Annotated in this window: 20 protein-coding genes; 10 read left to right on the forward strand and 10 right to left on the reverse strand. The window is 63.3% G+C overall.

Annotation, left to right across the window (positions count from 1 at the left end; genetic code table 11):
- Positions 1–90 precede the first annotated feature (90 nt).
- The 4 genes from HMPREF2734_RS08685 to HMPREF2734_RS08700 are packed head-to-tail and all read left to right on the forward strand — an operon-like array spanning position 91 to position 2,828.
- Positions 91–1,614, forward strand: coding sequence for an acyl-CoA carboxylase subunit beta (locus HMPREF2734_RS08685; RefSeq protein ID WP_070570503.1), 1,524 nt, complete (start codon positions 91–93; stop codon positions 1,612–1,614).
- 10 nt (positions 1,615–1,624) lie between these two features.
- A complete protein-coding gene (locus tag HMPREF2734_RS08690) occupies positions 1,625–1,810 on the forward strand; it encodes an acyl-CoA carboxylase subunit epsilon (RefSeq protein WP_070422838.1) in 186 nt (61 codons plus the stop codon).
- Positions 1,810–2,403, forward strand: a complete 594-nt coding sequence (locus tag HMPREF2734_RS08695; RefSeq protein ID WP_070570505.1) for a Maf family protein — start codon at positions 1,810–1,812, stop codon at positions 2,401–2,403. The genes HMPREF2734_RS08690 and HMPREF2734_RS08695 overlap by 1 nt, the downstream gene beginning before the upstream one ends.
- Positions 2,404–2,429: 26 nt before the next feature.
- Entirely contained in the window at positions 2,430–2,828 is a 399-nt protein-coding gene (locus tag HMPREF2734_RS08700) for a DUF3151 domain-containing protein (RefSeq protein WP_070449528.1), read from the forward strand.
- A 239-nt stretch (positions 2,829–3,067) separates the two neighbouring features.
- Here the strand turns inward: HMPREF2734_RS08700 and HMPREF2734_RS08705 are convergent, their stop codons facing one another.
- Complete coding sequence (locus HMPREF2734_RS08705) at positions 3,068–4,129, reverse strand: Cj0069 family protein (RefSeq protein ID WP_070422883.1); 1,062 nt, start codon at positions 4,127–4,129, stop codon at positions 3,068–3,070.
- A gap of 302 nt (positions 4,130–4,431) precedes the next feature.
- Here HMPREF2734_RS08705 and HMPREF2734_RS08710 point away from each other — a divergent pair, with 302 nt between their 5' ends.
- On the forward strand, positions 4,432–5,316 hold the full coding sequence (locus tag HMPREF2734_RS08710; protein WP_070422836.1) for a sulfurtransferase: 885 nt from the start codon (positions 4,432–4,434) through the stop codon (positions 5,314–5,316).
- Positions 5,317–5,376: 60 nt separating this feature from the next.
- Positions 5,377–7,161, forward strand: coding sequence for an acetyl-CoA carboxylase biotin carboxylase subunit (locus HMPREF2734_RS08715; protein WP_246816809.1), 1,785 nt, complete (start codon positions 5,377–5,379; stop codon positions 7,159–7,161).
- Between the two features lie 138 nt (positions 7,162–7,299).
- On the opposite strand, the gene HMPREF2734_RS08720 is transcribed toward HMPREF2734_RS08715, so the two are convergent.
- On the reverse strand, positions 7,300–8,133 hold the full coding sequence (locus tag HMPREF2734_RS08720; protein WP_070570507.1) for a chymotrypsin family serine protease: 834 nt from the start codon (positions 8,131–8,133) through the stop codon (positions 7,300–7,302).
- 23 nt (positions 8,134–8,156) lie between these two features.
- On the opposite strand from HMPREF2734_RS08720, the gene HMPREF2734_RS08725 reads away from it, so the two are divergent.
- Entirely contained in the window at positions 8,157–8,660 is a 504-nt protein-coding gene (locus HMPREF2734_RS08725; protein ID WP_070422881.1) for a GNAT family N-acetyltransferase, read from the forward strand.
- Positions 8,661–8,663: 3 nt separating this feature from the next.
- On the opposite strand, the gene HMPREF2734_RS08730 is transcribed toward HMPREF2734_RS08725, so the two are convergent.
- From HMPREF2734_RS08730 to prpD, 4 genes are all read right to left on the reverse strand, one after another.
- Positions 8,664–12,092, reverse strand: a complete 3,429-nt coding sequence (locus HMPREF2734_RS08730; RefSeq protein WP_070570509.1) for a pyruvate carboxylase — start codon at positions 12,090–12,092, stop codon at positions 8,664–8,666.
- A gap of 174 nt (positions 12,093–12,266) precedes the next feature.
- Positions 12,267–13,412, reverse strand: a complete 1,146-nt coding sequence (locus HMPREF2734_RS08735) for a bifunctional 2-methylcitrate synthase/citrate synthase (protein ID WP_070422833.1) — start codon at positions 13,410–13,412, stop codon at positions 12,267–12,269.
- Positions 13,413–13,454: 42 nt separating this feature from the next.
- A complete protein-coding gene (prpB, locus tag HMPREF2734_RS08740; protein ID WP_070422832.1) occupies positions 13,455–14,378 on the reverse strand; it encodes a methylisocitrate lyase in 924 nt (307 codons plus the stop codon).
- A complete protein-coding gene (prpD, locus tag HMPREF2734_RS08745) occupies positions 14,378–15,889 on the reverse strand; it encodes a 2-methylcitrate dehydratase PrpD (protein ID WP_070570511.1) in 1,512 nt (503 codons plus the stop codon). The genes prpB and prpD overlap by 1 nt, the downstream gene beginning before the upstream one ends.
- A gap of 166 nt (positions 15,890–16,055) precedes the next feature.
- Here prpD and HMPREF2734_RS08750 point away from each other — a divergent pair, with 166 nt between their 5' ends.
- On the forward strand, positions 16,056–17,333 hold the full coding sequence (locus tag HMPREF2734_RS08750) for a helix-turn-helix domain-containing protein (protein ID WP_070570513.1): 1,278 nt from the start codon (positions 16,056–16,058) through the stop codon (positions 17,331–17,333).
- On the opposite strand, the gene HMPREF2734_RS08755 is transcribed toward HMPREF2734_RS08750, so the two are convergent.
- The 4 genes from HMPREF2734_RS08755 to upp all read right to left on the reverse strand — a co-directional run bounded on the left by HMPREF2734_RS08755 (position 17,311) and on the right by upp (position 21,310).
- On the reverse strand, positions 17,311–18,717 hold the full coding sequence (locus tag HMPREF2734_RS08755; protein WP_070422829.1) for an NAD(P)H-quinone dehydrogenase: 1,407 nt from the start codon (positions 18,715–18,717) through the stop codon (positions 17,311–17,313). The genes HMPREF2734_RS08750 and HMPREF2734_RS08755 overlap by 23 nt on opposite strands.
- Before the next feature lie 48 nt (positions 18,718–18,765).
- Complete coding sequence (locus HMPREF2734_RS08760) at positions 18,766–19,968, reverse strand: amidohydrolase (protein ID WP_246816810.1); 1,203 nt, start codon at positions 19,966–19,968, stop codon at positions 18,766–18,768.
- A gap of 62 nt (positions 19,969–20,030) precedes the next feature.
- Entirely contained in the window at positions 20,031–20,519 is a 489-nt protein-coding gene (locus HMPREF2734_RS08765) for a helix-turn-helix domain-containing protein (RefSeq protein ID WP_070482389.1), read from the reverse strand.
- 155 nt (positions 20,520–20,674) lie between these two features.
- Entirely contained in the window at positions 20,675–21,310 is a 636-nt protein-coding gene (gene upp / locus HMPREF2734_RS08770; protein WP_070422880.1) for a uracil phosphoribosyltransferase, read from the reverse strand.
- Positions 21,311–21,384: 74 nt separating this feature from the next.
- Here upp and HMPREF2734_RS08775 point away from each other — a divergent pair, with 74 nt between their 5' ends.
- The gene (locus HMPREF2734_RS08775) at positions 21,385–21,666 is read left to right on the forward strand and encodes a hypothetical protein (RefSeq protein ID WP_070482391.1); all 282 of its coding nucleotides are present in this window, start codon (positions 21,385–21,387) and stop codon (positions 21,664–21,666) included.
- Entirely contained in the window at positions 21,663–22,757 is a 1,095-nt protein-coding gene (locus HMPREF2734_RS11605) for a C40 family peptidase (RefSeq protein WP_246816811.1), read from the forward strand. The genes HMPREF2734_RS08775 and HMPREF2734_RS11605 overlap by 4 nt, the downstream gene beginning before the upstream one ends.
- The last annotated feature ends 21 nt before the right edge of the window (positions 22,758–22,778 follow it).

Genomic DNA, 22,778 nt, shown 5'->3' on the forward strand with positions numbered 1-22,778 from the left:
CAACCACGCCCCGCCGTAGCGAAACGTCCGGCGACGCGCCGTCGATAGGCAATGTGGCAGGAACAATCTCGGAATCTAGACTGGGGCGTTATGAGTTCATCTAAACCCGACATGACCACGACGGCTGGCCGCATTCAGGATCTGCGCAATCGCCTGGATGAGGCGCAGGCACCGGTCGGTCAGGACGCGATCGATGCTGTCCACGAGGCTGGCGGCACCACTGCTCGTGAGCGCGTGCTTTCGCTTCTCGACGACGGCACGTTCGTGGAGACCGACGCCCTGGCCAAGCACCGCGTCGAGGCATACAAGATGGACAAGTCCAAGCCTTCCACCGACGGTGTGATTACGGGCTACGGGCTGATCGACGGCCGTCGTGTCTGCGTCTTCTCCCAAGACCCGACGATTTTCGACGGCCAGGTCGGTGAGGTGTACTGCGAGAAGATCCTCAAGATCTACGACTTGGCAACCAAGACCGGCGTGCCGCTGATCGGTATTTATGACTCGACTGGCCCGCGTTGGAAGGAAGGCATTGTCACCGCGCATATGCAGGCACAGATCCTGCGTGCGGCAACCCGTGCGTCGGGTTTGATTCCGCAGATCGCGGTCGTGGCCGGGGATGTCGCCTCGCTCGCTGCCACCACGGTCCCGATGGCGGACATCACCGTCATGGCCGAGGGCGCGTCCCTGCACGTGACCACGGCGGACATCGTGAGCAAGGTCTCCGGCGCCGAGACGACTTCCGATGAGCTTGGCGGCACCGCCGTCCACGCCGCGGAGACTGGCCTGGCGCAGCTCGTCGCCGCGACCGATACGGAAGCGGTGGACCTGGCCCGTACCGTGGTCAGCTACCTGCCGCTGAATAACAAGGCCGCTTCCCCGCTGGGTGCCGACAACGCCGAGGCCCCTGCGACGGAGGCCGACCTCGACACATTCATGCCTGACGACGACAACCAGCCCTACGACGTCACCGACATCCTGGCTTCGGTCACCGACGGCGACGTTCTGGAACTCTCCGCTGGCTTCGCAGGTTCCGTGGTCACCGGTTTTGCGCACGTGGGCGGGCGCGCGGTTGGTGTCGTCGCAACGCAGCCGAGTGTTTTGGCTGGCTGCCTGACCCGCGACGCCGCACGCAAGGCCGCACGCTTCATCCGCACCTGCGACGCGTTTAACCTGCCGATCGTGCAGTTCGTGGACTCCCCCGGCTTCCTCCCGTCGGTCGAGGAGGAGCGCTCCGGGTCCGCCGCAGCCGCCGCCGCACTCGCCTACGCGTTTGCAGAGGCCCAGGTGGGCACGATCACCGTGGTCACCCGCAAGGCGTTCGGTCCGTCGTACGCGCTGCTCGGCTCGAAGGGCCTGGGCGCGGACCTGGTGTTCGCTTGGCCGACCGCAAAGATCGCACTGGCAGACGCCACCACCGCCGCCGAGGCGATCGGCACCGACGAGGAGCAGTACGCCGCGGACAACCTCAACCCGTACGTGGCCACTGAGCGCGGAATGGTCGACGCCGTCATCGAACCGTCCACCACCCGCGCCCGCGTCCTCGAGGGTCTGCGCCTGCTTGAGCGCAAGGTGACCTACCCGGCACAGAAGAAGCACGGCAACATCCCGCTGTAAGGAGGCTGACGTGGATATTCAGGTAGTTAAAGGCAACCCCACCGAGGCGGAACTGCAGGCGCTGACCGAGGTGTTGCTGCAGCTCCAGCGCGAACGCAAGCAGTCCGGGGTGCAGCCGGACGCCAACATGTGGGGTGCGTCCCACCCGGCGACTGCGTTTAATCCGCACGCGTTCGATTCGGCGGCGTATTTCTAATGCGGTTGGTGTTGGCGTCGCAGTCGCCGTCGCGACGCATGCTGCTCGAACAAGGCGGCGTCACCCCGGTGCTGCGCCCCGCGCACATCGATGAGGATGCGGTGATCGCTGTACTTGGCGACGTCCCACCCGCCACCACCGTGGCCACCCTCGCCCGCGCAAAAGCCGAGACCGCAATTGCGGAATTCCCCGACGACGTTGTTGTTGGCTGCGACAGCATGCTGCTTCTCGACGACACCTTGCTGGGCAAACCCCACACCGTCGACGAAACTATCCGCCGGTGGAAAGCACAGCGCGGTAAGGAAGCGCACCTGCTCACGGGACACGCGGTGTGGTTCGGCGGCGAATGGGTCGTGGATACCATCACCACCGCAATCCGCTTCGGTGACGTGTCCGATGCCGACATCGAGGCCTACGCCCGCTCCGGTCAGCCACTGGAGTGCGCCGGCGCGTTCACACTCGAGGCGCTCGGCTCCTGGTTTATCGACTCCATCGACGGCGACCCCACCAGCGTCATCGGCCTATCCATGCCGCTGCTTCGCCGCTGCCTGTACCGATTCGGACTGGACGCCTCCGACTTCTGGACCGCGTAGCGCACGTTGTGGGTAGCCTGGCCATCATGGAAATCAACGACATGCTTGCACCGAAGCCCATCGAACTTCCCGCCGATCCGGCCACCGGCAAGGACCTCCTTGCCGACGACACCGCGCTCGCCCACCCCGACTCCCCCGCCGTCTGGGCCACCCGCGCCGAGCGCGAACTCGAATCCGGCGACAAACTCATCGCTTACGCCTACGCCCGCACCGGCTACCACCGCTCCCTGGACCGCCTGCGCGCCAACGGTTGGAAGGGCTGGGGTCCGGTCCCGGCGTCCCACGAGCCGAACCGTGGCGTGCTCAAGGCGATTGCGATGTTGGCGCTGACCTCCAAGGCGATTGGCGACGACGCCGAGTACGACCGCTGCCGCCAAATGCTCTCCGATGCCGACCCGGCTAGCGTAAAGGAGCTGCTGGGGTAGGCGTCAAAAGCAGATCGTCTAGCTGCCTGTGAGGGGGCACTAGACGATCACGAGTCCCCGGATGCATTTCCCCAGGTGATATTGAAAACAGATATCAATAAAATGCGGATCGTCTAGCAGCTCCGAAATGCAACTAGACGATTCGCATTCCCGGTCGGCGAAAACCGGGTCACGACAGACAAGAAGCCCCGGCACGGGATTTTCGGGCCGGGGCGTTGGTGTCGTCGAAAAGCCAGCGCTTACGCGTGCTTCGCCTCCACGCGCTTGATGGCCTCCTCGGCCACCATCTCCTGGATGCCCATGTCGAGCTCCGAGGTGAAGCCGACGCAGGAGCAGTTGATCTCGCCGAGGACGTAGGTGTCCTCCCCGGTCTCGTCGTCATCGGCAAGCATGAAGTCCGCGGTCCAGATCAGCGGAATGTTGTCGCCACCGAGGTTCTCGGCGATGACCGGGCGGGCCTCGGCGAACATGTCGACGAGCTCCTGCCACTCCTCCGGCTTCTGGTAGGTGTACTTCGCGCCGGAGAACAAGGTTGCGGAGAACGCGTCGCCGCCCTCAGCCGGCTTCTTGTGCACAACGAACACCGGGTGCGGGCCGACCAGCAGAATGCGGATCTCACCCTCGACGATGCGCGGCATGAAGCGCATGTCCACGAGCATGCCGTTGTCGCCCTCGATGTACTGGTCACAGAAGTCCATGAACTCGCCGAGCTCGCGCTCCTCAGTGTGGTTGTCCACGGCCTCGGTGCACTTGAGCTTGGTGTCCAGCGGCAGGGCGGTGCCCGGTTCGACGGAGTCGGCCAGGGCTTCGTCGGCAAGGCGCACGCGCCAGATGCCGGAGCCGGTGGAGCCGCGGTTCTGCTTGAGCACGCGCTCGCCGTAGGACAGGGAGGTCGGGAAGGTGTTGTGGAAGTCCTCAACCTCGTAGTACGCGGCGGTATCTTCCGGCACAAGGTCGGTCTTGTTCAGCTTCACCAGGGCATCCTTCGCACCGTAGGAGATCATCTCCTGCGGGGTGGACATGCCGACCAGGCCGGCCTCGGACAGGCGGGTAAGCAGGTCAAAGTAGCCCTTTTCGCCGCCCGGGATGTTGCCCGGGTTCACACGCGAGATGTAGCCGTCGAAGTTCTCGGAGACGTACGTGAACAGGTCGTCGGCCCACTCCGGACGGAAGTAGACAACCTCTGCGTGCCAGCCCTTTTCCTTGATGGCGTTGACAATGGGCATGGTGTCCTTGCGGTGGCCGTCAATGTACTTGTCGGAGCCGCCCTCAACCTCGAAGACAACAATCGCCTTGTGCACGGTGATCCCTTTCATGATGTTGTCCCGCAGCGTGTGAATGCGGTCAGCGCATGCATCGGCGGGGTAGGTAAAAACTCGCGAAACATCTCAGCCGTAGCCGTCGTGTTCCGTCTCTGACTCTATCGGCTTAAAGCGACCCACACAGGGCGGCAGAATTGATAGTGTGCAAGTTCACACCTGTTGTGGCGAGGCGAGGTTTCTCGCCGATTCCGGCCGGGATTTGCTGGTACTACCTGTATCCTTGTCGGTGATTGTTCACTCGCCTATTCCGGCGGGGGCCGCAGAGACGAAAGGCAGCTGACGTGGGTATCGAACTCGACGACAATCCCCAGTTCAAGGACTACGCACATCCTGAGAAGTTTGTCACCGCCGCGTGGCTTTCGGCGCGGCTCGGCGTGGATGGTCTGAAGGTTGTCGAAAGTGATGAGGATGCGTTCCTCTACGACATCGGCCACATTCCGGGCGCGGTGCGCATTGACTGGAAGAGCGATCTTAACGACGAGCTCAACCGCGACTTCATCGACGGCGAAGCCTTTGCCAAACTCATGCGGTCCCGCGGCATCAGCCGCGACGACACGGTGGTGGTCTACGGCGACCACGCCAACTGGTGGGCTGCCTACACCGCCTGGGTGTTCGAGCTGTTCGGCCACCCCGACGTGCGCTTGCTCGATGGCGGACGCGACGCGTGGATGGGTGAGGAGCGCGACACGTCCTTCGTCGTTCCTTCCTACCCCGAGTCTGACTACCCCGTGGTGGAGCGCAAGGACACCGCAGTTCGCACCTTCGCCTCCGAGCTGCTGGATAATCCGCCGGAGCAGCTTATCGACGCCCGCCCAGCCCCCGCTTACCGCGGCGACGGCACCGCCCCTGTGCAACCCCAAGTACCGACGCTGCGCCAGGGCCACATTCCGGGCGCGTTTAGCGTCCCGTGGGGCCGTTCCGTGCACCCGAACGCGCGCTTCCGCCCGTTGGAGGACATCCGCGAGATCTACAAGGATTTCGATCCGAAGAAGCGCACAGTGGTGTACTGCCAGTTGGGCGAAAGCGCGTCGCACACCTGGTACGTCCTGAACAATATTCTCGGTTTCGAGGACGTTGCGCTGTACGACGGTTCCTGGGCCGAGTGGGGCAACATGGTCCGCGTCCCCGTGGCTAAAGGGGATTCCCGTGGTGGGGCTGTAACATAGAACGACATTTGTCCGATTTTCTGACGGTTCGTATTTCCGATTGAAGGACGGGATTGCTTCGTGTCCACCACCGCACCGAATACTGATCTGCCCCGCAGCCTGAGCAAGGTGCTCGTCGCTAATCGCGGCGAGATTGCCGTGCGCGTCATCCGCGCGTGCCAGGACGAAGGTGTTGCGTCGGTCGCGGTGTATGCAGACCCTGATGTCGATGCGCCGTTCGTCGCTCTTGCCGACGAAGCCTTCGCCCTCGGCGGCACCACCGCCGCCGAGTCTTACCTGGACATGGACAAGGTCATCGACGCCGCGCAGAAGTCCGGCGCCGACGCTATCCACCCGGGCTACGGCTTCCTCTCGGAGAACGCCGAGTTCGCGCAGAAGGTCATCGACGCTGGCCTGACCTGGATCGGCCCGTCGCCGGAGGCCATCGCGGCACTCGGTGACAAGGTCACCGCCCGCCACATCGCTGAAGCCGCCGACGCCCCCATGGCGCCCGGCACTAAGGACCCCGTGGCCAACGCTGACGAGGTCGTTGCGTTTGCCGACGAGCACGGCCTGCCCGTTGCCATCAAGGCAGCTTTCGGCGGTGGCGGTCGCGGCATGAAGGTCGCCTACACCCGCGAAGAGATTCCGGAACTGTTTGAGTCCGCCACCCGCGAAGCCACCGCAGCGTTCGGTCGTGGCGAGTGCTTCGTGGAGCGCTACCTGGACAAGGCCCGCCACGTTGAAGCGCAGGTGTTGGCTGATCAGCACGGCAACGTTGTGGTCGTCGGTACGCGTGATTGCTCGCTGCAGCGTCGCTTCCAAAAACTTGTCGAAGAAGCCCCAGCGCCCTTCCTCACCGACGAGCAGCGCGAGCGCATCCATTCCTCTGCCAAGGCCATCTGCCGCGAAGCAGGTTACTACGGCGCCGGCACCGTGGAGTACCTCGTGGGCTCTGACGGGCTGATCTCGTTTTTGGAGGTCAACACCCGCCTGCAGGTCGAACACCCCGTCACCGAGGTCACCGCCGGCATCGACCTCGTGCGTGAGCAGTTCCGTATTGCCCGCGGCGAGGAACTGCAGCTGACCGAAGACCCGGCTCCGCGTGGCCACGCTATTGAGTTCCGCATCAACGGCGAAGACGCCGCCGCAAACTTCATGCCGGCACCGGGCACCGTCGTTGCATACGCTGAGCCCACCGGCCCCGGCGTGCGTGTCGATTCCGGCGTGCGCGCAGGCTCCGTCATCGGCGGCCAGTTCGACTCCATGCTGGCGAAACTGATCGTCTACGGCGCCACCCGCCAAGAGGCCATCCAGCGTGCCCGCCGCGCACTCGGCGAATACGTGGTCACCGGCTTCCCCACCGTCATCCCCTTCCACCAGGCCATCCTGGACAACCCGGCATTCGTCGGCACCGAAGACGGCTTCGACGTGTACACCCGCTGGATCGAGGAAGAGTGGGACGGCGAACTGCCCGCGTCCAGCGCCGATGCATCTGGTGACGACGCCGACACCGACCTGCCGACCCGTCGCACCTTTGCCGTTGAAATTGACGGCCGCCGCGTCGAAGTCGCCCTACCCGAGGAACTCGTCACCGCAGGCCCCGCCAAGCGCAAGCCGAAGAAGCGCCGCGCAGGCAAGGCTGCTGTCTCCGGTGACGCCGTCGCCTCCCCCATGCAGGGTTCCGTGATCAAGGTCAACGTCTCCGAAGGCGACGAGGTTGCTGAAGGCGACGTCCTGCTGGTCCTCGAGGCCATGAAGATGGAGAACCCGGTCAAGGCACACAAGGCCGGCACCGTCACGGGCCTCGCCGCCGAGGCTGGCGGCCAGGTGTCCAAGGGCGCCGTGCTTATGGAGCTGAAGTAGCGGGTTGCTTCGGTGGCGCTTGTCCCACCCATTGCCCTGACAGATTTTGCAGAATCTGTCAGGGCTTTTCTTTGCGACGCTGCGACCAGGCGTTTTATGCACCTTCAAAGGCCGCCTGACACATTCCGCCACAATCCGTCAGCGCAGACCTACGGAAACGGCGAACTGCTCCAGCACAGGTCCGATAAACGGCACGAGGAAGCCCAACACAACGGCGACCGCCACAACAATCGTGGCGATGGCCTCCGGAGAAGCGCTCGAGCCAGAGTGAGCCACATCGGTCGCGGGCGACTCGGGGGTCTCGGCGTCGTGGGTAACGGGCGTACCAATCGGTTTCGTGGCGCTGATCAGCTCGATCTCCTGCGCCTCCGTCACGCCTGGCCCGTTGAGCGGCTTCGAGGCACGGTTCAAAGAGGCCGACTCGCCCTTCCGGTTCGAGACTGTGCTCACGCCTGAGTAGACCGCCACCAGTCCCCTACCGGGCGCCCAGACGGGTGCCCCGGAGTCGCCCTTCACGCCAGCGCCGCCGTCCCAGTAGACGTTGTTGCCCACACGGCCGGTGTACGCACCACACTGCTGCTGTCCCCGGCTGAGCAGGCAGATCTCGTCGCCAGGTTGCAGGCTCTCGAGGTCCACCACGCTGTCGGTGGTAATCGTGTTCGCCCCGAGGTGGACGCCGTCGTCCCAACGGATGATGCCCCAGTCGTTGCCGGTCGCAGACCTACCAAACTCCGTGGAGGGATAGAACGTTCCGTTCGCCTGGCCCACGGCGGCGCGGCTGCCGTGTTCGCCACAGTGTCCGGCGGTGTAGCTAATCCGTTGGTTGGGGTCGTTGAATCCGATGGAGCAAATGCCCTTATCGACGACTACCACGCGGGCGCCCTGCTCCACCACCGGAACCTCGGCGTTGGCGATGGGGGTGAGGGCAAGGGTGGTTGCGGTGGTCGTCGATAGGAATATGCGTCGAAGCATGGGAAAAGATTAACGTGGTGCGCATGGATTACACACCTCAGTTCGAACTACGTGAAGCGACCGAATCTGACCGGACGTACCTGCGCCGGCTGAACTTTCTTACCGACGTGTTCGGTGACGAGCACGGCGAGATCGGCCAAGAGGAAGCTGAAGGGTCTGACGACTACGTCGGAAACTGGGATCCGGAAGCCGAGGGCGGCGTTCTCGCGTTCGATCAGTTCCGCGTGCCGGCGGGCGGTGTGTGGCTGCGCTACTGGTCGACGCCCGAGCAGGGCTGGGCGAACCTGGGCAGCGATATTCCGGAAATCGCGATTGCGGTGGAACGCCGCTACGCAGGGCACAAACTCGCCGTCCGGCTGCTGGCTGCCGCGGTGGAGTTGGCCGCGAAGCAGGGTGCGCCGAAGGTGGCGCTGTGGGTGGACCCGAACAACGAGCGTGCCCGCCACCGCTACGAAACTTTCGGATTTAAAAACGTCGACGGCCACGACAATGTCATGGCCGTCGACGTGAAGGACTTCACCGCCTAAGCGTTAGGCGATAACCACCACGAGGTCGCCGCCTTCCACCTTGGTCGGCTTGGTCAGCGCGATGCGCTCGATCACGCCCGACTTCGGTGCGGAGATCGCGGCCTCCATCTTCATGGCCTCGATGGTTGCGACCGGGTCGCCTTCCTTGACCTCGTCGCCTTCCTTCACCGTGACGGTGACGGCACCAGCGAACGGTGCGGCAACGTGGCCCGGGTTGGACGCGTCGGCCTTCTCCACCTCAGCGACGGTGGACTCGACGTTCTCGTCGCGGACGGCAACCGGGCGGACCTGGCCGTTGACGGTCAGGATGACCTGGCGCATGCCCTTCTCATCCGGCTCGCCGACAGCGTCGAGGCTGACCACCAGCGGCGGACGGTTTTCGTCGATCTCGCCGTAGTAGATCATGGTCTCCACGCCTTCTTCAAGGCCGTAGAAGAAGGTCTTGTCACCCAACTGGTCGGTGATGCCGTAGGTGCGCAGGTGCTCCTGGTACTCGGCGTACTGCTTCGGGAACAGCAGCTGATCCAGCGCCGCACGACGCACACTGTGGTCGTCGGACTGCAGATCCGGCTCGAGCTCCGTCGGCACCTGGACGGTGTGGTCGACCTCGGAGCGATTCTCCAGTGCCTTGTCGCGAAGCAGCGGCCAGCCACCCGGAGGGGTACCCAGCTCGCCCTGCAGGAAGCCGATGACGGATTCCGGAATGTCGTACTTGCGCGGGTTCTCTGCGAACTCCTGCGGGCTGACACCCTGGCCGACGAGCTGCAGGGCCAGGTCGCCAACCACCTTGGAGGACGGGGTGACCTTCGTCGGGCGACCGAGGATCTCGTTCACGCCTGCGTAGTAGTCCTCGATGAGCTCGAAGCGGTCTTCCAGACCAAGGGCCTTCGCCTGGGTGCGCAGGTTGGAGAGCTGACCACCCGGGATTTCGTGCTTGTACACGCGGCCGGTCGGGCCCGGAATGCCGGACTCGAACGGTGCGTACACCTGGCGCACGGCTTCCCAGTACGGTTCCATGTCGAAGACGGCCTGCAGGTCGATGCCGGTGTCGCGCTCGGTGTTCTCAAACGCTGCGACGAGGGCGGACATCGACGGCTGGGAGGTGGTGCCGGCCAGCGGGGCGGATGCGACGTCGACAATGTCGGCACCCGCATTCGCTGCGGCGAGGTAGGTCGCCAGCTGGCCACCCGCAGTGTCGTGGGTGTGGACGTGGATCGGCAGGTCGAAGCGCTCACGCAGCGCGGTGACCAGCTTGGCTGCTGCTGCCGGACGCATCAGGCCAGCCATGTCCTTGATCGCCAGGACGTGGGCGCCTGCCTCGACGATTTCCTCGGCGAGGTTGAGGTAGTAGTCCAGCGTGTACAGGTCCTCGTTCGGGTCCACCAGGTTGCCGGAGTACGCCATGGCCACCTCGGCGACGGTGGTGTTGGTCTCCAGCACGGCGTCGATAGCCGGGCGCATCTGGGACACGTCATTGAGCGCGTCGAAGATACGGAAGATATCGATGCCGGAGGAAGCGGCCTCGCGGACGAACGCCTTGGTCACCTTGTCCGGGTACGGGGTGTAGCCGACGGTGTTGCGGCCACGCAGCAGCATCTGGATGTTTACGTTCGGCATTGCCTCGCGCAGCTCGTCGAGACGCATCCACGGCGACTCGTGGAGGAAGCGCATGCCCACGTCGAAGGTGGCGCCGCCCCATGCCTCAACGGAGGCCAGCTCTGGGGTCAGGTGGCCCACATGCTTCGCGGCCGCAACCAGGGTGTTGGTGCGGATGCGGGTTGCCAGCAGGGACTGGTGGGCATCACGGAACGTGGTCTCGGTGACGCCAAGTGCGGTCTGCTTGCGGATCTTCTCAGCCCACTTTGTCGGGCCGAGCTCAAGCAGGTCGTCGCGGGAACCACGCGGCAGATCGCCGTACTTGGATTCCGGCAGCTTCTTCGACGGCTGAATGTTCGTCGGGCGAGCACCGTTTGGCTGGTTCACCGTAACGGATGCCAGGTAATCGAGGATCTTGCCAGCATCGTCAGCTGCCGCCGGAGCCTCGAGCAGGTGCGGGTGGTCCGCGATGAAGCCGGTGTTGATGCGCTCGTTGCGGAACTCGTCCTCGCTGAGCAGGGCGCGCAGGAAGCCGATGTTCGTGGACAGGCCCGTAATGGAGAACTCGTTCAGGGCGCGCAGGGCACGGTCGACGGCGACCTGGAAGTTGCGGCCACGGCAGGTCATCTTGACCAGCAGGGAGTCGAAGTTCGGGGTGATGGTGGTACCGACGGCCACGGAGCCGTCGAGACGCACACCTGCACCACCCGGGGAGCGGTAGCCGGTGACCACGCCGGAGTCCGGTCGGAAGCCGTTGGCCGGGTCCTCGGTGGTGATGCGGCACTGCAGGGCTGCGCCGTTGACCTCGATGAGGTCCTGGGTGAGGTGGATGTCCTCCAGCTTCGCGCCGGCGGCGATGTACATCTGGTTCTTTACGATGTCGATGCCGGTGACTTCCTCGGTCACCGTGTGCTCGACCTGCACGCGCGGGTTCATCTCGATGAAGACGTGGTTGCCGGACTCGTCGACAAGAAACTCGACCGTACCTGCGCCCTCGTAGTTGATTTCCTTACAGAACGCCACAGCGTCGGCACAGATCTTCTGGCGCTGCTCTTCCGTGATGTGCTGCGCCGGAGCGATCTCAACAACCTTCTGGTGGCGGCGCTGCACGGAGCAGTCACGCTCAAACAGGTGCACCACGTTGCCGTAAGAGTCAGCCATGATCTGCACCTCAATGTGCTGCGGGCGGATCACGGCGCGCTCGATGTAGACGTTCGGGTCACCGAAGGCTGCCTCAGCCTCGCGGGATGCCTCGGCTGCGAGACGCTCAACGTCCTCGATCTTCTCAATGAAACGCATGCCGCGTCCGCCGCCACCGGCGACAGCCTTCACAAACACCGGGAACTCGAAGTCCTTGGCAAACTCTGCCAGCTGCTTCGGGTCGGACGACGGCTCAGAGTCCTTCAGCACCGGCAGGCCGGCACGCTCAGCGGCCTGGACAGCGGCGGACTTGTCGCCCGTCAGGTCCAGCGTCTCCGGGGTCGGGCCGATGAACTTAATGCCGTTGTCGCGGCAGGCACGAGCCAGGTCAGCACGCTCGGAGAGGAAGCCGTAGCCCGGGTAGACGGCATCTGCGCCAGTTTGCTTCGCGGCACGGATGATTTCGTCGATGTTCAGGTACGCCTTGACCGGCTGGCCGGCCTCGCCGATCTGGACTGCCTCGTCCGCGAACGGACGGTGGAACGAGTTACGGTCCTCGCGGGGGTAGACCGCGACGGTCTTCGCGCCAGTTTCAAAGGCTGCACGGAAGGCACGAACGGCGATCTCACCGCGGTTAGCTACCAGGATTTTCTTGAATGCTGGCAGGTCATTAAGCGGGAGGTTATCCGGGTTCATTTGGTTCCTTTCCTCAAGGAAAGATCGAAGTCATACTGCAACGGGTAGTTTAGTACAGGTCACACTTTTCTTGGGTCGTTTTCGCCAACGAATGTGACACGTTTGCACCCTAACGCGGGGGTGCAAAAACGCGGGCGCCGCGTTGCGACGACCCGCGTTTCGGGGGTGATCCGCTTACGCCTTGACGTGGCGCTCCTCCGGGCCGTTGTAGGCCGAGAGTGGACGGATCAGGGAGTTGTTCTCAAACTGCTCGATGATGTGAGCGGTCCAGCCGGTAATGCGGGACATCACGAACAGCGGGGTGAAGAACTCGATGTCGAAGCCCAGGATGTAGTAGGCCGGGCCGGACGGGAAGTCCAGGTTCGGACGGATCTTGATCGAGGTGTTGTCGTGCATGGTCTTGGCCATGATGTCGTACATCTCGACCCACTTCTGAGCGTCCTTCTCCGGGTGCTCCGCAGCGAGCTTCTTAAAGGCGGCTTCCATCGTCGGCACGCGCGAGTCGCCCTTCTTGTACACGCGGTGGCCGAAGCCCATGACGAGCTCCTTGTTCTTGAGCTTGTCCAGGCACCACTGCTCTGCCTTGGCCGGGTCGCCGATTTCGGTCATGTGGTGCATGACGAACTCGTTGGCGCCACCGTGCAGCGGGCCCTTCAGGGCACCGATTGCGCCGGTGATTGCGGACCAGCCGTCGGACATCGTCGAGGCAATCGTGCGGGCCGTGAAGGTGGAGGCGTTGAAGGAGTGCTCGGCGTAGAGGATCATCGTCTTCTCAAACGCCTCGATGTCGGACGGGATGTTGGCCGGGGACTTCTCATCGTCACCAAAAACCATCCAGAGGAAGTTTTCGGAGAAGCCCTTCTCCTTGCTCGGGGCGATGTACTCCTTGCCCTGGCGGCGACGGATGTCGGTTGCGACAATCGTCGGCAGCTTGGCCAGCAGCTTGCGGCCGATGCCACGCAGGTGATCGGAATCCGGGGTGAACTTCTCCGGATCCTCTGCACCCAGGTAGGACACTGCGGTACGCAGCACGTCCATCGGGTGGCAGTCCTTCGGCATGAAGTTGATGATCTGGATCAGTTCTTCATCGATGTCGCGGTTTTCCATGCAGCCACCGCGGAACTCTGCAAACTGCTCCTCGGTCGGCAGTTCACCGTTCCACAGCAGGTATGCCACTTCCTCGAAGGTGCAATGCTCTGCCAGTTCCTGGACCGGGTAGCCGCGGTACAGCAGCGAGTTGGTCTCCGGGTTGACCTTGGACACTGCGGTGTAGTCAGCGACAACGCCGTTGAGGCCCTTACGAATTTCCTGCTCAGTCATGATGATTCACTCCTTCTTGGTGGTGGTGTTGGTGGTGGCGGCCTACTGCTCAAAGGTGGAGCTGTAGGTGTCTTTCGAGTAGGTGAAGACGGATTGGTCGAACTGGTTGTATTCGTCGTAGCGCACCAGTTCGTAGAGGCGGGCGCGGTGCTGCATCTTGTCCAGCCACGGCACCTGGGTGCCGGTTTCTGCGATGTCGCGCAGCATTGCTTCGGTCTGGCCCATGGCGATACGGAAGGTGGTCACCGGCCAGATCACGGCGTTGTAGCCGAGGTTTTCCAGCTGCTGGGCGCTGAGCAGGTCGGTCTTGCCAAACTCGGTCATGTTGGCCAGAAGCGGCGTGTCCACGGCGGCGCGGAACTTGGCAAAGTCTTCCTCCGAGTACAGCGCTTCGGTGAAGATGAGGTCCGCACCTGCGTCGGCGTATGCCTTCGCACGCTCGATGGCCTCGTCGATGCCTTCGATGCCGGCGGCGTCGGTGCGGGCACAGATGACAAAGTCGTCGTCCTGGCGCTCGCGCACCGCTGCGGTGATGCGGCGGATCATCAGGTCACGCGGCACAACTTCCTTGCCGTCGAGGTGACCGCAGCGCTTCGGGTTGACCTGGTCTTCCAGGTGGAGGCCAGCCAGGCCTGCCGCTTCAAACTCGGCGACGGTGCGGGCTGCGGACATCGGCTCGCCGAAGCCGGTGTCGGCGTCGATGAGCACCGGCAGGTTGGTGGCGCGGGCGATCTGGCCGCCGCGGTTTGCAACCTCGGAAAGCGTGGTCAGACCGATGTCTGGCAGACCCAGGTCGTTCGCTACCACGGCGCCGGAGACGTATACGCCGGAGAAGGATCCGATGTCCTCGATCAGGCGCGCGGTCAGCGGGTTGAAGGCGCCGGGCAGTGTGGTGATTTTTTCGTCGACAAGCGATGCTCGCAGTGCTTTGCGACGCTCGTTCGGGGTTGTGTCAGGCTTGAACATTAGAAGATGCCTCCCGGGATCTCCTCTGCAGCGGCGCGGGTTGCGTCGTTGACGCGGATGTTAAGTTCGGTCAGGTCAGTGAGGTTTTCCAGATCCTGCACGGCGGCGAGGAAGCGGTCCTGCTCGTCCTTATCGACGATGCCCTCAGCCAAGGTGCGGAACTTCTGGATGTAGTTCTCACGCTCGAACGGACGAGCACCGTACGGGTGGGCGTCGGCGACAGCCATCTCATCCTCGATGACAGTGCCGTCGTTGAAGGTGATGACAGCCTTGGCGCCGAATGCCTTCTCGTCCGGATCCTGCGAGTGGTAGCGACGGGTCCACTCCGGGTCCTCCACCGTGGACACCTTGTGCCACAGCTCGACGGTCTCCGGACGGTTTGCGCGCTCCGGGGTGTAGGAGTCGACGTGGTGCCAGCCGCCGTCCTCAAGGGCGACAGCGAACATGTACATGATCGAGTGGTCCAGGGTCTCGCGGGATGCCTTCGGATCCATCTTCTGCGGGTCGTTCGCGCCGGTGCCGATGACGTAGTGGGTGTGGTGCGAGGTGTGCAGCACGATGGACTCGATCTCGGCGGTGGTCTTGCCTGCGTCTGCGATGGTCTGCTTCATGCGACGAGCCAGGTCGATCGGAGCCTGTGCCTGGTACTCGGCGGAGTGTTCCTTGGTGTAGGTGTCCAGGATCGCGCGCTTCGGCTCGCCGTCTGCCGGCAGCGGGACGGTGTAGGTGCGCTCCGGGGAGTGCAGCATCCATGCGATGAAGCCGTCTTCGCCTTCCCAGATCGGGGCCGGTGCGCCCTCGCCGCGCATGGCGCGGTCCACCGCTTCGATGGCCATCTTGCCGGCGAACGCCGGGGCGGATGCCTTCCAGGAGGAGATCAGGCCCTTGCGGGACTGGCGGGTTGCGGTGGTGGTGTGCAGCGCCTGGCCGATTGCCTGGTAGATGGTGTCCACGTCCAGGTTGAGCATGGTGCCGATGCCAGCTGCGGCCGAGGGGCCAAGGTGTGCAACGTGGTCGATCTTCCACTCGTGCAGGCAGATGCCCTTGACCAGGTTGACCTGGATTTCGTAGCCGGTGGCGATGCCGCGGATCAGCGCCTTACCGTCGAGGCCCTTGTGCTGTGCAACAGCGAGGATCGGCGGGATGTTGTCGCCCGGGTGGGAGTATTCGGCTGCCAGGAAGGTGTCGTGGAAGTCGAGCTCGCGCACGGCGGTGCCGTTTGCGAAAGCGACCCATTCTGCGGAGTAGGTGCCGTCTTCGCCGAAAACGAGTGCGCCCTTGTTGTCTGCCGGGTGTGCCTTGGCCATTGCGCGGGCGACGGCGACCGGGCGGCGGTTATAGGAGGCAACAGCGACAGAAGCGTTGTCGATGATGCGGTTGATGATCATTTCGCGGGTATCTTCCGGCACCTCAACCGGGTCGGCCGCGACCTTGGCAATCTTGTAGGCCAGATGCTCTTCAATCGGGAAGTCTTCTGCGGACTTATGGGTACGTACCTCGTGTTGGATCATTCTTCGGCTCCTTCTGGCGATCGAGATGATGATGAACCTCATATTAGGGGCGAAAGTGTGTTGCGCATCATAGTGGAAGTTGCGTATTCTTGCGTCCTGAAACTGACAGACTTGCAAAGTGTTGCAAATCACCAGGCCAAGCGGCTGAGAAGGAGCAAAATCAACGATGGCAAAACTGTACGCGGGGGGTCAGATCCGCACACTGCGCACCGCTCGCAACCTCACTCAAGCCGATGCGGCGATCCTCGTCGGCATCTCGCCGAGCTATCTCAACCAGTTGGAAAACGATCAGCGCCCACTCACCGCAAGCGTGTTGTTGCAGTTAACGTCCGCCTTCGGGGTGGATGCTTCCTTCTTCTCCGGCGACGCCGAACGCGAAACCGCAGCCGCCCTTTCGGAACTGCTCCCCGGCATCGCGCAGCACGAGCTGGAGGAATTCGCCCGCCACTTCCCTACCCTTGCGGAGCGTGTCCGAACCATCCCCGAGCGCCTCAACGAGCAAGCCCCCAACCCCTACGAGTACGCACGCAGCTTTTTCCAGGAACACAGCAACTACTTCCACTCCCTGGATTCAGCGGCCGAAACGCTTGCGGAGCATCTTGGTGGCCGCCAGTTGCGCCTGACCCGTCTTGCGTCGGTCCTCGACCGCGACTTCGGCTACACCGTGCGCTTCAACCAGCCTGTGGAGTCGGGGCGTTCCGACATCGACACCACCACCCGCGAGATCCGCCTGCGCTCCGGCTTGAGCGAAGCGCAACAGTGCTTCGAGCTGTCCTACCGCTACAGCAATCTCGCCCACGGCGACGTGATGTCAGAGCTCATTGCGCGTATCGACGACACCCCGGCCCGCAACGTCACCACCCACGGCTTAGCCCAGTACTTCGCGGCCGCCGTGACCATGCCCTACTCCGAGATCCTGCAGGCTGCCCACGAGACGCGCTACGACATCGATGTCATCTCGGCCCGCTTCGGCACCGGATTCGAATCCACCTGCCAACGCCTCGGCACACTGCAGCGCCCCGGCGCGCAGGCTGTGCCGTTTGTATTTATGCGCACCGACCGCGCAGGAAATGTGTCCAAGCGCCAGGCCACCACGTCGTTCCGCTTCGCCGTCTCCGGCGATACCTGCCCGCTATGGGTGGTGCACCGTGCGTTTGAAACCCCAAACCGTGTGACCAGGCAGGTCTCCACCACCCCGGACGGGCGCACACAGATGTGGGTTGCGCGCATGGTGCAGGGTCCCGCCGTGGGCTTTGGTCAGCCCCGGCGCGAGCACGCCGTAGCGCTTGGCTGCGACGCCGCATACGCACCCCAACTGGTGTACGCCGACGGCCTTGATCTGGCCCCGGCGTCAGCTACCCCGATTGGTCCGGGGTGCGCGACGTGTCCGCGCACCCGCTGCCCCCAACGTGCGTTTCCGGCTAGTCCAGATCCGACTTTGTAATCAGGCGGCGCGCCGCCTCGGTAATCGAACCTGACAGCGACGGGTACACCGCCATCGAGTTAGCCAGCTGGGTGACGGTGAGGCTGTTGGTTACCGCGATGGTCAGCGACAAGATCAGCTCGGATGCCGTCGGCGCCACGATTACGCCACCGATGACCTGGCCGGAGCCCTTGCGGGCGAAGATCTTCACAAATCCGTACTGCAGGGAACGCATCTTGGCGCGCGGGTTCGTCGACAAGGGCAGCTTGTAGATGTCTGCCTCAACCTTGCCGTCGCGGATCTCCTGCTCCGTGACACCCACGGCAGCGATCTCCGGGCGGGTGAACACGGCGTTGCCAACCGTCTTCAGGCGGATCGGGCTGACACCGTCGCCCATCGCGTGGTCAACGGCAGTGCGGCCCTGCTGCGCCGCGACCGACGCCAGCGGCATGAGGTCCGTGCAGTCGCCCGCAGCGTAAATGCCGGCGATGTTAGTGCGCGAGACGCGGTCCACATGAATGTGGCCGGACGGGGTGGTCTCCACCTTTGCAGCCTCAAGGTTCAGATCCGCCGTATTCGGAACAGAACCGATGGACATCATCACGTGCGAACCCTCAATGGCGCGGCCATCAGTGGTGTGCACGACCACAGCGTCACCTGTGTTTTCCACACGCTCCACACGCGCGTCCTTCTCCAACTGCACGCCGCGATCCGCCAGGACCTTCTCCAAGACATCGGCGGCGTCGGCGTCGTCGTGAGGCAAAATGCGATCGCGGGAAGCAACCATGGTCACCTTCACGCCCAGCTCCGCAAACGCAGAGACAAACTCCGCACCAGTCACGCCAGAACCAACCACAATGAGGTGGGTCGGCAGCTCCTGCAGGTCATACATCTGACGCCAGTTCAGGATGCGCTCGCCGTCCGGCTCCGCCCCCTTGAGCACACGCGGGCTCGCACCCGTGCACACAAGCACCATGTCGCAGCTGACGTGCTCAGTCTCACCAGACTCGGTGACAATCTCAATGTCATGCGTAGTGTGACCGACCTGCTTATCAGAGAAGCGCGCACGCCCCTTGACCAGGCGCACGCCCTTGCGCTCAAGCTGCTCGCGGATGTCACTGGACTGCTCCGCCGCCAACTGCTTCACACGCTCATTCAGCGCCAGCAGCGACAGCTTCGCGTCACCCAACGTGTGGTTGAGCCCCATATCGTCCGCGCGGCGCAAGTCCGTCTTAATGTTCGCGCCCGCAATGAAGCTTTTCGACGGCACAACGTCCTTACGGATCGCCGAGCCGCCAGCCCCAGAATCTTCCACCAACGTGATGTCTGCGCCGCGTTTCGACGCGAGCAGCGCGGCCTCGTATCCGCCGGGGCCTCCACCCATGATGACGATCTTCTTGGACAAAACGGCTCTCCTCAAAGTTTCAGACTTGACGTGACAGGTTAAACAACGTCACAGTCTACCCGGAGCCGGAGAAACCTCACCCACCCGGAAGTACTGCTCCACAATCGCACCGAACAAACGAACCCCAACCCCAATCGCCCGCTCATCAACATTCAGGTTCCCCTGGTGCAGATCCTGTGGCTCACCCTCACCGTTCCACGCACCCAAGCGCATCATCGCGCCGGGTACGTGCTCGAGGTACCACGAAAAGTCCTCCCCACCGCTGGATTGCGGGGCGGAGACAACACTGTGCGGGTCCACGGACCGGGCGGCTTGGACGGCCAGGGCGGTGGCGGCGTCGTCGTTAAGCACCGGCGGCACACCGCGGATGTAATCCAGGTGGTACGTGCAACCGGTCGGCGCAACGACAAGGTCGATCAGGTCCGTAATCAAGTCCTCAATCTCACGCCACGTCGTAATATCCGCCGTGCGCAACGTGCCTTCCAAAACACCCACTTTCGGAATCGCATTCGCCGCATCACCCGCATTGACGTGGCCAAACACCAGCACAGTGCCTGTGCGCGGATCCACCCGGCGCGACAATAACGCCGGCAACTGGGTAATCAGTGCACCGATTGCGTACACCACATCGGCGGTTAACTGCGGGCGCGACGTATGTCCGCCGGGGCCCTGGACCTCGATACGAATCACGTCAGACGCTGAGGTGATCGCACCGGTGCGCACGCCGATCTCCCCAACACGGATATGCGGCTCGGCATGCACCGCATAAATCGCGGAAACATTTTCCAACCCGCCCCACTTGACCACGTCCAGCGCGCCGCCGCCCATAACTTCTTCCGCAGGCTGGAAGATCACGCGAACACCCTGCTCAAGCTCGATCGTGGACAACGCACACGCAAGGCCCAGAGCAACCGTCGTATGCACATCATGGCCACACGAGTGCGACACGCCCGGGTTCACCGACGCGAACGGCAAACCGGTTTGCTCCGGCACACGCAGCGCATCGATGTCTGCGCGAAACGCCAAGCGCTTGCCTTCGGTAGGACCAAGGTCCACATACAACCCGGTGCCCGGGAAGCACACCGGCTTCAGACCATGTTCCTCCAGTACGTTGACCAAAAACTTGGTAGTTTCCACTTCCTCGTTGGATAGCTCTGGGTGTGAGTGAATGTGCCGACGCCACCCCACGACCTTGTCCTGGTTTTGATCAAACCAAGCCGCCACGGCTGTAGCGATTCCGGCGTTACTCACGCGTCCTCCCTTAAGGTCGTCCTGTACAGCGGGTACAAGCAAGTGCATATGTTGCACAGAGTCTACGCCGGGGTCGTCGCCACGCTAGAAGCGCACTGCTTTTTCGGTACTGCGTTTTCAGTGCAGTGCTGAATCTGTTCAGCAACGCTAAACACTGGTGTTCCCCTCGGTGCGCCGGGTTGAAGATAGGCGGTGGAAAACCGGGCAGTGTCGTACGGACTGCGTGGCCACTGGAACATGATCGCCTCCACTTTGGCGTCAGGGCCTTGGAGCACGTAGGCATCGTCGACATCGTCAAGACTGCCCGGCAACAGCATCGCAGGTGGCACGTGCAGCGCACGAGCGATGCGGTAGAGAGTGCTTAAGGTTGGGTCGGCAGCCCGCTCGTTGTAGTCGTTGCGCTCAATGTTGGACACAAGCGAGCGCGACACTCCAGCGAGTTCCGCAAGGCGCGTTTGGCTCAACCCCCGCATGATGCGCAGCGCGCGAATACGTTCCCCCAAGCCCAGCGCGTAGCTGGCCCAGTGCGAGTCCGGTAGCAATTCCCCCATGACAGCTCTCCCCCTGGCTGCGTCGTTTTGTCGTTGTGCTGTTGTGTTGTTGTGCTCACAATGTAGCGCAGCGCAAGTGTGCACGCCACGGTTATTTTCGGTTCCGTGGCGCGTAGACCTTGCGCTGCGCTTGTACTGTGCGCGCGTTATGCGCGTTAGAGGTCGATGTTGCGCGGACCGTAGAGACGATCACCGGCATCGCCCAAGCCAGGCACGATGTAGGCGTCCTCGTTCAGCGACGGATCGATCGTCGCGGTAACCAGGCGGACAGGCCCGCCGTGAGCCTTGAGCGCATCCACGCCCGGCTGTGCACTGACCATGCAGATGCACGTGATGTCGTCCGCACCGCGGCCAACAAGCAGATCGATGGCGTGGATGAGCGAGCCGCCGGTTGCCAGCATCGGGTCCACCAGGAACACAGGCTGTCCAGACAGATCGTCGGGCAGTGCTTCGAGGTACGGCACCGGTTCGTGGGTTTTCTCGTCGCGAGCCAAGCCGATGAAGCCCACCTGGGCGTCCGGGATCATCGACAGTGCTGGGTCGATCATGCCCAGACCGGCTCGGATGATCGGAACGATGATCGGCGGGGTGGCCAGCCGCGTGCCTTGAGCGACCGCAACTGGGGTTTCGGTGTCGAACTGCTCGACTTTCAAATCACGCGCCGCCTCGTAGATCAGCATTGCGCCGAGGTCGGCCAACGCCGCACGAAAAGCTGCGTTGTCGCTGCGCTTGTCGCGCATAATGGTCAGCCGCGAAGCAGCCAGCGGGTGGTTAATAACCGTGATGTCCATGCCGCCCATGCTAATTCACCAAAGTTTTTTCTCCTACGAGGGAACCGGCGTGGGGTTTTCGCCGTCCAATGTGCATGACTGTCTTTCAATTTGATTCCGCATCCGTGTTTTCCATGACCGATTCTCTACGCAACGACGCAGCCTCGCTGCGCGCCCTCAACCATGTGCCAGTGCCCGATGTGTGGCCATTGAGCGAATTCCACAACGCAGTGTCCACCGCTATCGAGCAAGCGAACAGCGACGCCAATTTGCTTCGCGACGAAGCCCGGCGCATCGCCGCAACCATGGACCTCACCGTTGATGCTGCGTGCGCCGTCGATACCGCCACCTGCCACAAGTTTGGAGCGACACTATGAACCCCACCCTTAGCACCATGCTCGACGCGCTTTCCTCGCTAGGCGGGCCGCCGTCAGTGACAAACAACCGCCACCTGAACTTCTCGTTAGATATCGGTACTGCTGCGGCACAGATTTTGTCCATGTCAGACATCATCGATTTTCCGACCCTTCCGGGCTATCGCATGCCGGACTTCAAGGACTTCGGCCCGCTCGCACAGGTTGCTAACGCGAGCGGAGAAACCAGGCTGCAGGCTGCATCCGACCTGGCGGCCTACCGTGCAGATATCAGTGACGCAGTCCTGCGCGGGTCAGTCCGCGCTTCGGCCGCGGTCGCCGAGCTTGTCTCTATTGCAATCGGTCTCATGCGCAACGCCGCGGCAGCGCCCGCGCTTGCGGCGACACCAATCGGCCCAATTGGTGCAGCGGCGTTTGTCGCGGCACAAGTCTGTCAGGCGCTCGATGCTGCGATGGCGGCTTTGCAGAGCTTGGAGAAGGACCTGGGCGCCCTTGCGACGAAACTGGGGGCGTCGACCGCTGCGGCGGCCGCCCGTGTCATGCCGGGTCCGGGCGCGCTCGGTGAGGCAGCGAACGCAGAGTTGCAGCGCCTATCGGCCTCGGTGCCATCATCCCCGCGCCAGCTTGTGGCCGCGGCGCTGCCGACTGCACCGAAACCCGCAGCCACGGTCCCCGCGCCTGCTCCGCCTGAGGTCACGCCAATGTCTGCTCCTCCACCGGAGCCCACGCCAGCACCGGCACAGGGTGGTTCACCAGTCGGCGCAGCCGCAGTGGCCGCAGCGAAAAGCCAACTGGGCACGCCATATGTCTGGGGAGGGTCGAGCCCTGGTGGCTTCGACTGCTCCGGGCTGACATCTTGGGCATACAGCCAGGCGGGGATGGACATCCCGCGCGTCGCCGCCGACCAGACGGTTGGCAGGCAGGTGTCCTACGAGGAACTGCAGCCGGGCGATCTTGTGCTCTGGTCGGGCCACGCCGCAATGTACGCAGGCGACGGCATGATGATTGAGGCCGGCGACCCGGTACAGATGAACCCGGTGCGCACCGAGAACATCGGAATGCCGTTCTACGGGTTCTGGCGGCCAACCGGTTAATCTGCTGGCTGTGAGTTGAGT

This window comes from Corynebacterium sp. HMSC055D05, assembly GCF_001810365.1.
Taxonomy (GTDB): domain Bacteria; phylum Actinomycetota; class Actinomycetes; order Mycobacteriales; family Mycobacteriaceae; genus Corynebacterium; species Corynebacterium coyleae.